Here is a 14,199-nt window from a genome sequence, read left to right as displayed (position 1 = left end):
GTCCATCGCACCGCCCATGCCCTTGACCATATGCCCGGGGATCATCCAGTTCGCGAGATCGCCTGTGGCGCTTACCTGCATCGCGCCGAGGACCGCGACGTCGACCTGGCCGCCGCGGATCATGCCGAACGACTGTGACGAATCGAAATAGGACGCGCCCGGCAGAACCGTCACCGTTTCCTTACCCGCGTTGATCACCTCGGGGTCCAACTCGTCCTCGGTGGGATACGGCCCGACGCCGAGCAACCCGTTTTCCGAGTGCAACACGACGGTGATGTCCGTGGGCAGATAATTGGGGACCAACGTCGGCATACCGATGCCGAGATTGACGTATTCGCCGTCGTGCAATTCCTCCGCGACGCGGGCGGCCATTTCCTCGCGGGTGCGCTTGATGATCGTCCTATCCTTATCCATAGTCGTCATGCCCGTACCTTTCGCTGTTCGATGCCGACCTCGACCCTGCCCACATGGACAACGCGTTGTACGTGAATGCCGGAGGTGTGGACGTCGTCGGGACCGATCTCGCCCGGCTCGACGAGGTGTTCCACCTGCGCGATGGTGATACGTCCCGACGCGGCGGCAGGCGGGTTGAAGTTGCGCGCACTGGCTCGGAAGACGAGGTTTCCATGCCGGTCGCCCTTCCACGCATGAACGAGTGCGTAGTCGGCGACGATGCCGCGTTCCATCACGTAGGTGACGCCGTCGAATTCGCGGGTCTCCTTCGGTGGACTGGCAACTGCGATGCCGCCGGCACCGTCGTACCGCAGCGGTAGACCGCCATCAGCGACCTGGGTTCCCACGCCGGCAGGGGTGAAGAACGCAGGTATTCCTGCTCCGCCTGCACGGAGACGTTCGGCCAGGGTCCCCTGCGGGGTGAGCTCCACCTCGAGCTCGCCCGCGAGGTACTGACGCGCGAATTCCTTGTTGGACCCGACGTACGAGCTCACCGTTCGCCGGATCCGGTGGTGCTCGAGCAACACTCCGAGCCCGAATCCGTCGGTGCCGCAGTTGTTGCTGATGATCTCCAGCTCGCTCGCGCCCTGTGTCAGCACCGCGTCGATGAGAATTTCCGGCACGCCGACGAGGCCGAAGCCACCGACGGCGACCGATGCTCCGTGGGGCATGTCGGCTACGGCTTCGGCAGCACTCGCCACGACTTTGTCCATCATGGCGACGACCTTACAGCGCAATGTGCGTCTTGTGAACATGTAGCCGCTATGCGAACATTGTTGGCAACGCTGGTTGCACGGCACGAGTCAACGTGAGGAAAACGATGCTTCACCTACCACCGAATTCAGAGTCCCCGGACGCAAAGCGTCCCGAATTCACCTTGGGCGCGTACCGCGATCAGACCGGTGCACATGCGCCCCGCGACTTCGCGGAATACCGCACCACCTCCCTGCGGCACCCGAAGCAGCCGCTCACGCTCCTCCCCCAGCGCCTGACCGAAATCACCGGGCCCGTACTCGGTGAAGGGCGTGTCACCGCAGCCGATGCCGACCTCACGATCGCGCGCGGTGGTGAAGCCCAGGGGCAGCGCATCATCGTGCACGGCCGCGTTCTCGACAGCGATGGCCGTGCCGTCCCGCATACCCTCGTCGAGGTCTGGCAGGCGAATGCCGCAGGGCGCTACCGCCACGCCGGCGACAGCTGGCCTGCACCGCTGGATCCGCACTTCGACGGTGTCGGACGCGTCATGACCGACGCCCTCGGCAATTACCGCTTCACCACCGTCATGCCCGGCATCTACCCGTGGGGTAACCACCACAATGCGTGGCGTCCGGCGCACATTCACTTCTCACTGTTCGGCCACGCCTTCACGCAGCGCCTGGTCACCCAGATGTACTTCCCGGACGACCCCCTGTTTTTTCAGGATCCGATTTTCAATTCCGCACCCGAGGACGCCCGGGCCCGCATGATCAGCGTGTTCGACTACGAAGCGACGCAGGATCGATGGGCTATCGCATATCGCTTCGACATCGTCCTACGGGGACGAAACGCCACTCCCTTCGAAAGCGACGACCACGATGACTGAGCAAGCTGCAACAGACCCGGCGACCACTCGAGATGTATTCGCACCTCGATATTCCGTCGCACCCGGAAGCAACTTCACCACCGTCCCGTTCGGGCAGACACCGTCGCAAACCGTCGGGCCCTTCCTGCATATCGGACTCCCCTGGCCCGACGGCCCCGACGTCGCGCCGGCCACGGCGGTGGGGCGCGTCGATATCTCGGTAACGGTGTTGGACGGCAATCGAACGTCGTTGCCAGAAGCCATGATCGAGACCTGGCAGGCCGACGCCGAGGGCCGGTTCGATCATCCGGACGACGTTCGCGGCCGGGCGACACTCACGCCGGCAGGTTTCCGCGGATTCGGGCGAGCAGTCGCGGACGCATCGGGCACCGCTGTCGTGCACACCGTCAAACCCGGCGCGTTGCCCGCCGAGGACGGGCTGACCGAGGCCCCCCACATCGACTTGTCCATCTTCGCCCGCGGCTTGTTGGATCGATTGGTCACCCGGATCTACTTTCCGGACGAGACGGAGGCGAACGAGAGCGACCCCGTGCTCGCTTCGTTGCAGCCCCGGCAGCGGGAGAAGCTGATCGCCCGCAGAACTCCGACCGGATACCATCTCGACGTGGTTCTTCAAGACAGCGACCCGGACGGCGACGAAACCCCGTTCTTCGACGTGTGACGGGACAACTCGTGACACGAGGCGAACTATTCGACCCCATCTTCGGTGCTGGGAGCATCGCGGCGACGGTGTCCGACCAGGCATGGGTTGCGGCAATGCTCGACGTCGAAGCGGCACTGACGCGGGCAGCTTCCCGGTGCGGTCTCGTCGCATCCGAACACGCCGACATCGTCGGTGCCGCTGCTGCGGAACTGGCCGAGCCCGGTGCAGTCGATCTCGCAGAACTCGGCTTCGCCTCCGCCGGAGGGGGAAATCCGGTGATCCCGCTGGTCTCGTTGTTGCGCTCCCGAGTGGTACCGCAGGGGGTGCCGCGTTCTGCGGTACATCCCGGTGCAACCAGTCAGGACATTCTCGACACGGCGCTCATGCTCTTGATCAGAGCGGGGATGTCCGACATTCACCGTTCGCTCGACGCATGCATTTCCGCCGGAGCCGAGCTTGCGCGTCGACACCGCGATACCCCGATCGCCGGACGCACCCTGACGCAGCAGGCTCTGCCGACGACATTCGGAGCCGTAGCCGCGGGGTGGACGGCGGGCCTCGTCCGCGCCGACGACGCGCTCGCCCGGGCATCGAGGGCACTGACCGTCCAATTCGGAGGTGCAGCAGGCACATCCGCGGCTCTGCATCCCCACGGTCTCGACGTCGCCGACGCACTCGCCGAAGACCTCGATCTCGCACCGCAGACGGTTCCCTGGCACACCGACCGCACTCGGATCTCGGAGATCGCCGGTGCCCTCGGGACGGCAGCCGGCGCGATCGGCAAGCCCGCACTCGACGTCACGCTGCTCAGCGCGACCGAAGTGGGCGAGGTCGAAGAAGACACGCCGGGCGGCTCGTCGGCGATGCCCCACAAGCGAAATCCCGTCGCTGCCATCACCGCTCGTGCGGCGGTCGGACGGGTCCCCGGTCTCGTGGCGACGGTTCTCGCGTCGATGGAGCAGGAGCATCAGCGAGCCGCCGGTGCGTGGCACTCCGAATGGGAGACGATGACCGACCTGGTCCGGCTCGTCGGCGGCGGCGCCGATCGTCTGGCCTCCTGCCTGGGTGGTCTTCACGTCCACGCCGATGCCATGGCTCGCAATCTGAACATCACACACGGGTTGCTGCTGGCAGAGCGCGTCACCACCGCGTTGTCGGCGCACACCGACGACGCACGAGACATCGTCACGGCCGCATGTGCCTCCCCGACGCCGCTCGACGAGAACCCCGCGATCACCGCATTCCTCAGGGCCGACGCCGTACGCGAACTGCTCGACCCCGCGCACTATCTCGGCCATTCGGGCGACATCGTCGATCGCGTACTGGTGATCGTCCACGACAGAAACGGAGTACAAGCGTGAGCGTCGAACTGCCCTACGATCTCGTTCCGGCACGTACACCGTCGACGGAAACGGTCGTCCTCATCGGGTCGCTCGGCTCGACGCGCTCGATGTGGGATCCCCAGGTCGCCGCTTTGTCCGAAGTTGCCGACGTCATCAGGGTCGATCTCCGCGGTCACGGCGAATCACTGGTGCCCCCCGGCCCGTATTCGATGTCGGATCTGGCCGGAGATGTTCTGACGCTGCTGGACTCGGCCGAGCGAGACCGCGTGCATCTCGTCGGCCTTTCATTGGGGGGCGCAATTGCCCAGTGGATCGCCGTCCATCGACCCGCCCGCGTAGTGAGCCTGTCGCTGCTGTGCACATCGGCGCGCTTCGGTGAGCCTGCGGCATGGCTGGATCGAGCGGCCACAACACGATCCGGCGGGACGGAGTCGCTGGCAGATGCCGTGGTGAGCCGGTGGTTCACCCCGGAGTTGGCCGAACGCGACGCAGAGCTCACCGCACGGCACCGCGCGATGATCGTGTCGACCCCCGACGAGGGATACGCAGCATGCTGTGAGGCCATCGCGGGGTGGGACAATCGCGCAGATCTCGGCAGGATCACCGCTCGGACGCTGGTCGTTGCAGGAGAACAGGATCCGGCCACCACCCCGGACGACATGAAGATCCTCGCCGAGAGCATTGCGCAGTCGACCTTTCACGTTCTCTCGCCTGCTGCCCACCTCGCCAACGTCGAACAGGCCGGTGAGGTGACCCGGCTCCTGCTGGCTCACATTGCGGGCGACAAGTACGACGCAGGGCGACACGCAGCGCACGTGGCCGGAATGCGCGTCCGCAGAACAATTCTCGGCGACTATCACGTCGACCGGAGCATCGAGCGCACCACCGAGTTCACAGCTCCGTTTCAGGACTTCATCACCCGCACCGCATGGGGTGACATCTGGACGAGGCCAGGCCTGGACCATCGCACACGGCGTCTGCTGACGTTGGCGATACTCACCGCTGTCGGCAACCAGCACGAACTCGACATGCACATTCGAGCCGCGTTGCGCGGCTGCATCGATCCCGGCGAACTCGCAGAGGTGTTCCTTCATACCGCCGTGTACACAGGGGTCCCGAACAGCAACGCCGCCTTCGCAATGGCCAATACTGCATTGGCCGAAACTGCCGCAGAGAAGGAAGCGGAGAACAGATGACCGAATCCGGGCCGTCACCCGATTACGTGCAGTCCCTGGCACGGGGACTCTCGGTCATCCGCGCCTTCGATGCCGAGCATCCGAGACAGACACTGTCCGATGTCGCCCGGGCCACCGCCCTCACCCGCGCGACGGCCAGAAGGTTTCTGCTGACACTCGTCGAACTCGGCTACGTCCGGAGCGACGGGTCGATGTTCTGGCTGACACCGCGGGTGCTCGAGCTGGGCTACAGCTATCTGTCGTCGCTGTCGCTGCCCGAAGTCGCCGGTCCGCACCTCGAATTGCTGGCCGAGCAGGTTCGTGAGTCGTCGTCCGTGTCGATTCTCGACGGTGACGACGTCGTCTATGTCGCTCGTGTGCCCGTCAGCAGGATTATGACGGTGTCGATCACGATCGGAACCCGTTTTCCTGCCTACGCCACGTCGATGGGTCGAGTCCTGTTGGCAGGCTTGCCGGCACAGCGTCTCGACGCATACCTCGATCGGCTGCAGCCTCTTGCCCTCACCGGGCGGACGATCACCGACATCGCGGCTCTGCGGACCGAGCTCGAGGCCGTCCGCACGCAGGGGTTCTGCCTGGTCGACCAAGAACTCGAAGAAGGTTTGCGGTCGATTGCGGCACCCATCCGCGACCACTCCGGCGACGTGACCGCTGCCGCCAACGTGTCGACCCAGGCCGCGCGGCACACCGCCGACGCCGTCCGAGAACATCTACTGCCCCCTCTGCTGCGAGCCGCCGCCGCTATCGAGAGAGACCTGTACCGCGTGCACTCGCAGTCCACCGAACACAAAGGAAAGCGCCATGCCTGACGCCGTCATCTGCGAACCCCTTCGCACCCCCATCGGACGCTTCGGTGGTGTCTTTCGTGACATCACACCCGAATCCCTGGCCGCTACCGTCATTACCGAATTGGTCTCGCGTACGGGCATTTCCGGGTCCGACGTCGACGACGTCATCCTCGGCCAGGCATCCCCCAACGGCGACGCACCTGCGATCGGCCGAGTAGCGGCGCTCGACGCGGGCCTCGGTGTAGACGTTCCCGGTCAGCAGATCGACCGTCGCTGCGGCTCAGGACTGCAAGCTGTACTGCAGGCCTGCATGCAGGTTCAGTCCGGTGGCAGTGACCTCGTACTCGCGGGCGGGGTCGAGAGCATGAGCCAGGCCGAATTCTACGCCACGGGCATGCGGTGGGGCGTCAAGGCCGAGGCACTTGCATTGTCGGACAGGCTTGCTCGTGCCCGTGTGACCGCTGGAGGCAAGAATTATCCCGTGCCCGGCGGCATGATCGAAACCGCCGAAAACCTGCGCGCCGAGTTCTCCATCAGCCGCGCAGACCAGGACGCGCTCGCAGTCATGTCCCACCAGAAGGCCGTGGCAGCACAGAACAACGGCATCTTCGCCGAAGAGACAATTGCCGTAGCCGTTCCGCAAAGGCGCGGCGAGCCCGTCATGGTGAGCACGGACGAGCACCCGCGCGCCGACACGAGCGTCGAAACCCTGTCCGGACTTCGGGCGATCCGCGCCAAGATCGACCCCGAATCCACCGTCACCGCGGGCAACGCGAGCGGACAGAACGACGGCGCAGCTCTCGCGATCGTCACGACACCGGAAAAGGCCGCCGCACTGGGGCTCCGGCCGATGGCCAGGATGGTCGGCTGGGCCGTTGCCGGTGTACCCCCTCGCACCATGGGCATCGGTCCGGTGCCCGCCAGCGAGAAGGCCCTCGGCCGGCTCGGCCTGAGCTTGGCCGACATGGACGTCATCGAACTCAACGAAGCCTTCGCGGCGCAGACCCTTGCCGTATTGCGCACCTGGGGAATCGAACCCGACGATGCCCGTCTCAACCCCAACGGTTCCGGGATCTCGCTGGGACACCCCGTCGGTGCGACGGGCGGACGGATCCTCGCGACCCTGCTGCGTGAGATGCAGCGCCGAGAGGCTCGGTACGGACTCGAGACCATGTGCATCGGCGGCGGACAGGGACTCGCGGCCGTGTTCGAGCGCGTCGGCTGACAGTCACCCTTTACGCCGAGATCGAAGTTGCGTACGCATATTTCCGGAATCCTGCGACGCAACCTCGATCTCGGCGGTGGCGCGTCAGAAACCGATGGGTAGGCCTGCGTAGTTTTCCGCAAGCCCGGTCGCACCGGCCTGGCTACTGGCGACCCACCGCAGCTGTGAGCGCTGTAGCTGCGCGTCGAACGGGTCGGCGCTCGTGTGCAGCATCGTCGTCATCCACCAGGAGAAGTGGGTGCATCGCCACACGCGGCGAAGGGCGTCGTCACTGTAAGAATCAGCGAGCCCGCCGTCCTTCTTGCGCAGCAGCGCGGTCAACGCCGGCGCGAGCAGCGCGACGTCGGCGACCGCCAGGTTGAGGCCTTTCGCTCCGGTCGGCGGCACTATGTGGGCCGCGTCGCCTGCAAGGAACAGGTTGCCGTGACGCATCGGCGTCTGCACGTAGCTGCGCATGGGGAGCACGCTCTTTTCCGTGATGGGCCCTGGCTCGAGCTCCCACCCGTTCTGCCCGTGGCCGAGCCGCTTCGCAAGCGCGTCCCATATCTGCTGATCGGACCATGTGTTGACGTCAGTGCCGTTGGGCACCTGTAGGTAGAGCCGACTGACGGTCGACGACCTCATCGAGTGCATCGCGAAGCCGTCCTCGTGCCACGCATAGATCAACTCGTCCGTCGAGGGCGCGACGTCGGCGAGAACCCCGAGCCAGGAGTACGGGTAAGTCCGTTCCCAGGTGTTTCGCACCTTGTCCGGCATGGCTGCTCGGCTGGGTCCGAACGAGCCGTCGCAGCCCGCGATCACCGCGGCATCGATACGCACTTCGGTTCCGGACGAATCCACGAAAGTGACGTAGGGGGAATCGGATTCGATATCGTGCAGTGCAGTGTCGGACACCTCGTAATAGATTTGCTGTCCTGCGGCCTCGCGTGCCGCGACGAGGTCCTTGGTCACCTCGGTCTGACCGTAGACCCAGACGCTACGTCCGACGAGGTCGGTGAAGTCGATGTGCTGCCGTTCTTCGGGCCACTGCAGGTATATTCCGCGGTGCTCCTGACCCTCGGCGTGCAGCCGGGTGCCGAGCCCGATGTCGTCGAGTAGCTGCACGGTGGAATGCTCGAGAATTCCGGCGCGAATGCGGGAGAGCACGTACTCCTGACTTCTGGTCTCGATCAGAATGGAGTCGACGCCCTGTTCGGCGAGCAGATGGGAAAGCAGCAGGCCTGCTGGGCCTGCGCCGATGATGGCTACTTCGGTACGCATGATGTCGAGTACACACCGTGATCGCCGACACACCAAGCGATGTTTTTCACTCAGTGGAAACTAGGCGGAAGAACTTCGCCGAATGCCGTTGGCCGCGACCTGCAGCGATGCAACGAGTTTCGCGCGATCGCGCCCCAAGTTCGGCACCACGACGCCGAGAGCCGCAATCACTTCGTCGTTGCGCCGACGAACAGGCACTGCCACCGAGCACGCTCCCAATGTCATTTCCTCCACGGTCTGGGCGAATCCGTCACGATGTACCCGTCGCAGTTCGCTCACGAGCTTGCCGACCTGCGTCACCGTGTACGGCGTCATCCGGTCGAGAGAACCCAGCACCCGATCGCGCACTTCTTCGGGCGCATAGGCCAGCAGAACCTTCCCTACTCCCGTCGCGTGCAGCGGGAGGCGAGCACCGATACGGCTGACCGCAGGCACCGACGCGTGACCGGCCAGCCTGTCGAGGTAAAGCACCTGGTCACCGTCACGGATGGCCAGATGTACCGTCGCCAAGGTCGCACCGTAGATGTCATGCAGAAACGGTGATGCGACGTCCCTGAGGTCCGACTGGTCCGGCGCAAGCATGCCGAGCTTCCACAACCGTCGGCCCACGACATACCTGCCGGCATCGGTGCGAACCAACGCTCCCCACTCGACGAGTTCGGCAACGAGCCGGTGCGCCGTCGCGGGCGCCAACGAGGCACCGGACGCGATCTCGGACAGCGTTAGGGTCGCCCTGTCCTCACTGAACACCCCGAGTACCGCGAGCAGGCGAGAAGCCACCGACCGGCCTGGCTCGCGGGAGTTTCCGGCCATGCGCACATCTTCACACGAGCAACGCTTCCCTGGCATGTCTTCACACGGAGCCGTCAGCCTGCAGCGTCGTCGCCGTTCCTGCTGCGGCTGCCCCCGTTGCGGCAAGTAGCCGCGTTGTCGCCGCCCGTCGGTAAAGTCGAGGAATGGTAGTGCGAGCGGGTGTGGTGGTGACGGGGACCGAGGTTCTGGCCGGCCGGGTCACCGACCGAAACGGCCCATGGGTTGCGCAGCGACTCCTCGAAATGGGAGTGGACGTTGCGCACATCACCGTGTGCGGTGACCGGCCGGGCGATTTAAGCGCCCAATTGCAGTTTCTCGCGGATCAACGTGTCGACCTCATTGTCACTACCGGAGGCTTGGGCCCGACCGCCGACGATCTGACGGTCGCAACCGTCGCCGCCCTGTACGGCCGCGAGCTGCACCTCGACGTAGATCTCGAGCAACGCATCGATGCGATCGTTCAGCGCTGGCGAGGCCGGATGAGTTCCGCGATTGAGTCCGAGCCGCTGCGCGCTGGTATTCGCAAGCAGGCGATGGTTCCACAAGGCGCGCAGTCCATTTCGCCGACGGGAACTGCGCCGGGGGTCGCCATCGCGGCCGAGCCCTCCGGAGCCCTGCCTGCCATCTTGATTCTGCCGGGTCCCCCTCGAGAATTGCAGGCGATGTGGCCCGAGGCCATCGAGAGCGCACCGGTCGCCCAGGTTTTGTTGCGCCGCGCAGATATTCGTCAGGAGACCATTCGCGCATATGGGCTGTCCGAAGCCGACCTCGCCGCAACGTTGCGCACCGCGGAGCGGGACATTCCTGGTTTCGAAGAGCTCGAGATCACCACCTGCCTGCGGCTCGGCGAGCTCGAGATCGTGACCCGTTTCGCTGAATCAGCGGCAGCCGCCTACACGGACGTGTCAGAGCTCTTGGAGAAGAGTCACGGCTCGCGGATCTTCTCGACCGACGGGTCCACCATCGACGACATCGTCGCGATGAAGTTGACCGACCACCGCATCGCCACCGCGGAATCATGCACGGGCGGGATGATCGCGGCACGCCTGACCGAACGCGCAGGATCGTCGGCGTATGTCATCGGCGCGGTGGTGTCGTACGCGAACGAGACAAAGACCGCACTCCTCGACGTGCCCGCCGAGATGATCGAACAACACGGTGCCGTCAGCGAACAGGTGGCAGCCCGGATGGCCGAGGGCGCGTTGACCCGGATCGGCGTCGATATCGCGGTGTCGACCAGTGGCGTCGCAGGACCCGGTGGCGGCACGGATCTCAAACCGGTGGGCACAGTGTGCATCGCTGTCGCCACTACCGACCGTCCGACAGTCGCCCGCACCCTCCGGCTTCCCGGCGACCGCGCCAGCGTGCGTGCACTGTCCACCACCGCCGCTATGCACATGCTCGCCAATGCTATGAACAATCGCGACCGCTGAGGGCTGGGCCTTACCCCCCAGCGGTCGCCGAGTGCTGCGACCGCTGGGAAACCAAGTTGCTATTCGGCACCCTCCGGCTCGCGCTGCGGGTCCGATGACAAGAAGGCCTTCAGTTCGCGAACGAGGTCCTCGGGACGTTCTTCGGCGAGATAGTGACCGGCACCCGGGAACTCGACGAACCGCGCATCCTTTGCTCTGCCCTCCAGCAAGGCTGGCACGAAGGGGAAGTAGAGCCCACCCAGACCGAGAACTGGCATCGTCAGTTCCTGGTAGTCGGCAGCGTCTGCGATGTCCTGGGCGAAGGCTCGGTACCACTTGTTTCCCGCGCTCACGGCACCCGGCTGCTCGTAGGCGGCGGCGTAAATGGAACGGCTGGCCTCGTCGATGGCGCCCGGGTCATTTGCCTGGTGGTCTATCAGCCAGTCCACCACGAGCCGGAAACGGTCCACCAGCAACAACTCTGGTAGCCCCTCGACCTGATTGAACGAGAACCACCAGGGACTTGCCTGTCCCGGCTGCGGAAGCAGAGGCATTGCGTTGAAGGGTTCTCCCGGGTGGCCCACCTCCCAGAGAGCAAGTTTGCGTGTTGCCTCCGGGTGGTTGGCGGCAAAACTGTAGGCCACCATGGAGCCGATGTCCTCGCCTGCGATGTATGCGTCGTCGTAGCCCATCGACTTGATCAGCTGATAGACGTCCTGGGCCATGGTCTTCTTGTCGTATCCGCCTTCCGGCTTGTCCGAGTCACCCATCCCGCGCAAATCGACGGCGATCACGGTGTACTGCTCGGCCAATGCGGGCATAATCTTGCGAAACTGCCACCAGGTGCGTGGCCATCCCGGTAGCAGCACCAAGGGGACGCCTCGCCCGCCAGTCACGTAGTGCAGCCGGATACCGTTGACATGAGCGTAATGCGCAGTGAAGCCGTCGATGGGTACGTCGGATTCCACCGGCACTTCGACCGTCGATGAGGTGTGGGAGTCGGTCATGAGGAGCTTGCCTCGGTGATGATGCGAACGACGGTCTTCGGATCGGCCGCCATCGAGAGGTGACCGCAGTCGATGGTCGTGAGGGTCGAGCCTGCTCGTTCGGCCATCCACAGCTGGGTCTGATAGGCGATGCTGTGATCCTCGGTCCCGGCGATGTACCAGGACGGCAACGTCTTCCATGCCTGGTCTGCGCGGGCAGGCTCACTCAACGCGGCGTAGGTGATCGGGCGCTGTTTGGCGAAGAAGGTCGACGCCAACTCGTCGGGAAGACCGTTGACGAAACCTCCGGCGAATGCTTCGGGCTTGAGATAGAGATCGACGTTGTGTTCACCGGGGAACTCGGCTTTGTCGAAGAGAGCGTCGGCGTCGACGGGACCTGCGTGGCCGGCGAGGTCGAGGATGGTTTCTCCGGCCTCGGGAACGAAGGCGTTGAGGTAGACGAGTGCTTTCACCGAACTGTTGCCGACGGCGGCGGCACCGACGACGGCTCCGCCGTAGGAGTGACCGACGAGCACGACGGGGCCCTGGGTACGGGTCCGCAAGAACGACGCAAGATAATCAGTATCTGCTCCGAGCGCGCGCAGCGGATTGGCGAAATGCGTGACGAAGAACCCGTCGTTCTTCAGGAGTGCATCAACTGCGTCGAAGGGACTGGAGTCGCTCCAGGCGCCGTGAACAATGACGATGGTGGGCTTGCTCATGATGATCTGCTTTCCTGTTGTCGGTTGACGAGAATCAATTTGCTGCGGCTGCAGATTCGATGACGCCGGTGACGGTTGCGGGTTCCGCGACCATCGTCAGGTGGCTGGCCTCGACCTCGGTGAGTGTGGAGCCGGCGCGCTCGGCCATCCACCGCTGGGTCTCGATGTCGACGCTGTGGTCCTCGGTCCCGGCGACGTACCAGGACGGCAGGGTCTTCCATGCCTGTTCGCCTGCAGGCTCACCCAGTGCGGCGTACGTGATCGGACGCTGCTTGGCGAAGTATCCGGCCTGCTGCTCGTCGGACAGTCCGTTCGCGAAGCCGCCGGCGAAGGGTTCGGGCTTGAGGTAGAGGTCCACGTTCTGCTCACCGGCGAACGGCGCTTTGTCGAATAGTGCTGCGGAGTCGACCGGCCCACCGTGGGCAGCAAGCTCGAGAATGGTTTCGCCAACTTCGGGGACGAAAGCATTGAGGTAGACCAGGGCTGTCACGTCGGGGTCCGCGGCCGCGGCGCCGCCGATGACTGCTCCCCCGTACGAGTGCCCGACCAGAACGACAGGGCCTTCGGTGCGGGTATCGAGGAAGGAGTTGAGGTATGCGGTGTCACCGCCGAGGGAACGAAGCGGGTTGGCGAAATTCACGACCTGGTAGCCCTTATCGCGGAGTTGGGCGCCGACCTCGTCGAAGGGGCTGGAATCGCTCCAGGCGCCGTGGACCATAACGATGGTGGGGGCCGATGCAGTGGCGGCCTCGGGCTCCGCAGCTGCGGCGTCAGGAGACGAACAACCAGCTACAGCAGCGATCGCGAGGGCAGAGCCCACGGCAACGGCGGAAGAAAACTTGGTGAGCTTCATGGTGGTTTCTTTCTTTGCAACGCAGGGGATTTCAGGACGAATACTGTGACTCGAGGCCAAAGGTATGGCGGTTTGGGTTTTTAGTACAGCGAATGTTTCGAATGTCAGGTTAGAGTGGCTTATGTTGACTGTCGACCTCCCTCAGCTCGATGCCTTGGCCACTGTCATCGAAGAAGGTTCGTTCGATGCGGCAGCCCGAAAACTTCACGTCACGCCCTCGGCGATCAGCCAACGCATCAAAGCGTTCGAGACGGCAGCCGGAGCTGTTCTGCTCCAGCGGTCGAAGCCGGTATGCGTCACCGAGGCAGGGACCCCGTTTCTTCGACTCGCGCATCAAATCCGTTCTCTCGTTGCCGAGGCGACGATCGACTCCAGCGACGCCGGTTCCGTCACCATCGCTCTGGCCGTCAACGCCGACTCCTTGAACACCTGGGTGTTGCCCGCACTCGCCGGCGTGTCCGACCACATCGACTTCGACATCAGACGGGAGGACCAGAACGAATCCGCGGAGTTGCTTCGGCAGGGCAGCGTCATGGCGGCGGTGACTGCAACTGCCAAGCCGGTACAGGGATGCTCGGTAACCCGGCTCGGCGTCATGCGATATCGACCCATGTGCTCCCCCGCATTCCGCGACAGATGGTTCGGAGCCGGTACCTCCCCCGAATCGTTGACCCGAGCCCCGATGATCGTGTTCGACAGAGCCGACGACCTCCAGGAGCGCTACATGGATCAGTGGGGCGGACCGAAGCGTTCTGCACGTCGCAGCTACGTGCCCTCGTCCGCAGACTTCCTGGAGGCGGTCCGGTTGGGGATCGGTTGGGCGGTGTTGCCCCGACAACAGATCGAACGTGCCGAGGCCGCAGGTGAACTCGTCGATATAGCGCCGGGAACCGGAGTTCCGGTGACGCTGTACTGGCAGCAAT

General features: G+C 64.6%; 15 protein-coding genes. 8 read left to right on the top strand and 7 right to left on the bottom strand.

From position 1 onward, the window contains the following. Both WBQ44_RS08570 and WBQ44_RS08565 read right to left on the bottom strand, forming a co-directional pair. On the bottom strand, positions 1-414 hold a 414-nt coding region (locus tag WBQ44_RS08570), incomplete at its 3' end, for a CoA-transferase (RefSeq protein ID WP_495566283.1). 5 nt (positions 415-419) lie between these two features. Then, positions 420-1,166, bottom strand: coding sequence for a CoA transferase subunit A (locus tag WBQ44_RS08565; protein ID WP_495566282.1), 747 nt, complete (start codon positions 1,164-1,166; stop codon positions 420-422). 107 nt (positions 1,167-1,273) lie between these two features. Between WBQ44_RS08565 and pcaH the strand changes: the two genes are divergently transcribed. Genes pcaH through WBQ44_RS08535 form a run of 6 tightly spaced genes read left to right on the top strand, consistent with a single transcriptional unit; the run spans position 1,274 to position 7,230 of the window. After that, complete coding sequence (gene pcaH / locus WBQ44_RS08560; protein ID WP_495566281.1) at positions 1,274-2,035, top strand: protocatechuate 3,4-dioxygenase subunit beta; 762 nt, start codon at positions 1,274-1,276, stop codon at positions 2,033-2,035. Then, complete coding sequence (pcaG, locus tag WBQ44_RS08555; protein ID WP_495566280.1) at positions 2,028-2,696, top strand: protocatechuate 3,4-dioxygenase subunit alpha; 669 nt, start codon at positions 2,028-2,030, stop codon at positions 2,694-2,696. The genes pcaH and pcaG overlap by 8 nt, the downstream gene beginning before the upstream one ends. After that, a complete protein-coding gene (pcaB, locus tag WBQ44_RS08550; protein ID WP_495566279.1) occupies positions 2,693-4,039 on the top strand; it encodes a 3-carboxy-cis,cis-muconate cycloisomerase in 1,347 nt (448 codons plus the stop codon). Before pcaG ends, pcaB begins: the two co-directional genes overlap by 4 nt. Further along, entirely contained in the window at positions 4,036-5,217 is a 1,182-nt protein-coding gene (gene pcaDC, locus WBQ44_RS08545) for a bifunctional 3-oxoadipate enol-lactonase/4-carboxymuconolactone decarboxylase PcaDC (protein ID WP_495566278.1), read from the top strand. The genes pcaB and pcaDC overlap by 4 nt, the downstream gene beginning before the upstream one ends. Continuing rightward, positions 5,214-6,026 carry an IclR family transcriptional regulator gene (locus WBQ44_RS08540; protein WP_495566277.1) on the top strand — a complete coding sequence of 271 codons (813 nt, stop codon included), beginning with the start codon at positions 5,214-5,216 and terminating at the stop codon, positions 6,024-6,026. Before pcaDC ends, WBQ44_RS08540 begins: the two co-directional genes overlap by 4 nt. Next, positions 6,019-7,230: an acetyl-CoA C-acetyltransferase gene (locus tag WBQ44_RS08535; RefSeq protein ID WP_495566276.1), complete on the top strand. Its 1,212-nt coding sequence runs from the start codon at positions 6,019-6,021 to the stop codon at positions 7,228-7,230. The genes WBQ44_RS08540 and WBQ44_RS08535 overlap by 8 nt, the downstream gene beginning before the upstream one ends. Positions 7,231-7,314: 84 nt before the next feature. On the opposite strand, the gene WBQ44_RS08530 is transcribed toward WBQ44_RS08535, so the two are convergent. Beyond that, positions 7,315-8,490, bottom strand: a complete 1,176-nt coding sequence (locus WBQ44_RS08530; RefSeq protein WP_495566275.1) for a 4-hydroxybenzoate 3-monooxygenase — start codon at positions 8,488-8,490, stop codon at positions 7,315-7,317. A 60-nt stretch (positions 8,491-8,550) separates the two neighbouring features. After that, the gene (locus WBQ44_RS08525; protein WP_495566274.1) at positions 8,551-9,303 is read right to left on the bottom strand and encodes an IclR family transcriptional regulator; all 753 of its coding nucleotides are present in this window, start codon (positions 9,301-9,303) and stop codon (positions 8,551-8,553) included. A 143-nt stretch (positions 9,304-9,446) separates the two neighbouring features. Between WBQ44_RS08525 and WBQ44_RS08520 the strand changes: the two genes are divergently transcribed. Continuing rightward, positions 9,447-10,736, top strand: a complete 1,290-nt coding sequence (locus tag WBQ44_RS08520) for a competence/damage-inducible protein A (protein WP_495566273.1) — start codon at positions 9,447-9,449, stop codon at positions 10,734-10,736. A gap of 59 nt (positions 10,737-10,795) precedes the next feature. Here WBQ44_RS08520 and WBQ44_RS08515 read toward each other — a convergent pair whose 3' ends face one another. Genes WBQ44_RS08515 through WBQ44_RS08505 form a run of 3 tightly spaced genes read right to left on the bottom strand, consistent with a single transcriptional unit; the run spans position 10,796 to position 13,276 of the window. Then, on the bottom strand, positions 10,796-11,722 hold the full coding sequence (locus WBQ44_RS08515) for an alpha/beta fold hydrolase (RefSeq protein ID WP_495566272.1): 927 nt from the start codon (positions 11,720-11,722) through the stop codon (positions 10,796-10,798). Next, positions 11,719-12,423 (bottom strand): alpha/beta fold hydrolase, encoded by a 705-nt coding sequence (locus tag WBQ44_RS08510; protein ID WP_495566271.1) that lies wholly within the window; start codon positions 12,421-12,423, stop codon positions 11,719-11,721. The genes WBQ44_RS08515 and WBQ44_RS08510 overlap by 4 nt, the downstream gene beginning before the upstream one ends. A 34-nt stretch (positions 12,424-12,457) precedes the next feature. Beyond that, on the bottom strand, positions 12,458-13,276 hold the full coding sequence (locus WBQ44_RS08505) for an alpha/beta fold hydrolase (RefSeq protein WP_495566270.1): 819 nt from the start codon (positions 13,274-13,276) through the stop codon (positions 12,458-12,460). 121 nt (positions 13,277-13,397) lie between these two features. Between WBQ44_RS08505 and WBQ44_RS08500 the strand changes: the two genes are divergently transcribed. Then, positions 13,398-14,199, top strand: an 802-nt coding sequence (locus tag WBQ44_RS08500) for a LysR family transcriptional regulator ArgP (protein ID WP_495566269.1), incomplete at its 3' end; no start/stop codon positions are given.

The sequence above is a fragment of the Rhodococcus sp. (in: high G+C Gram-positive bacteria) genome (genome assembly GCF_049591685.1).
In the GTDB taxonomy this organism is placed as follows: Bacteria; Actinomycetota; Actinomycetes; order Mycobacteriales; family Mycobacteriaceae; genus Rhodococcoides.
The sequence above is the reverse complement of the archived record's forward strand: the minus strand, read 5'-3'. Positions and strand labels throughout refer to the sequence as shown.

What these genes read in the sequence shown, in the direction of transcription:
- WBQ44_RS08565 (WP_495566282.1), bottom strand. Translation starts at nt 1,166, where the DNA reads ATGGACAAAGTCGTGGCGAGTGCTGCCGAAGCCGTAGCCGACATGCCC.
- pcaH (WP_495566281.1), top strand. Translation starts at nt 1,274, where the DNA reads ATGCTTCACCTACCACCGAATTCAGAGTCCCCGGACGCAAAGCGTCCC.
- pcaG (WP_495566280.1), top strand. Translation starts at nt 2,028, where the DNA reads ATGACTGAGCAAGCTGCAACAGACCCGGCGACCACTCGAGATGTATTC.
- WBQ44_RS08540 (WP_495566277.1), top strand. Translation starts at nt 5,214, where the DNA reads ATGACCGAATCCGGGCCGTCACCCGATTACGTGCAGTCCCTGGCACGG.
- WBQ44_RS08535 (WP_495566276.1), top strand. Translation starts at nt 6,019, where the DNA reads ATGCCTGACGCCGTCATCTGCGAACCCCTTCGCACCCCCATCGGACGC.
- WBQ44_RS08530 (WP_495566275.1), bottom strand. Translation starts at nt 8,490, where the DNA reads ATGCGTACCGAAGTAGCCATCATCGGCGCAGGCCCAGCAGGCCTGCTG.
- WBQ44_RS08525 (WP_495566274.1), bottom strand. Translation starts at nt 9,303, where the DNA reads ATGGCCGGAAACTCCCGCGAGCCAGGCCGGTCGGTGGCTTCTCGCCTG.
- WBQ44_RS08520 (WP_495566273.1), top strand. Translation starts at nt 9,447, where the DNA reads ATGGTAGTGCGAGCGGGTGTGGTGGTGACGGGGACCGAGGTTCTGGCC.
- WBQ44_RS08515 (WP_495566272.1), bottom strand. Translation starts at nt 11,722, where the DNA reads ATGACCGACTCCCACACCTCATCGACGGTCGAAGTGCCGGTGGAATCC.
- WBQ44_RS08510 (WP_495566271.1), bottom strand. Translation starts at nt 12,423, where the DNA reads ATGAGCAAGCCCACCATCGTCATTGTTCACGGCGCCTGGAGCGACTCC.
- WBQ44_RS08505 (WP_495566270.1), bottom strand. Translation starts at nt 13,276, where the DNA reads ATGAAGCTCACCAAGTTTTCTTCCGCCGTTGCCGTGGGCTCTGCCCTC.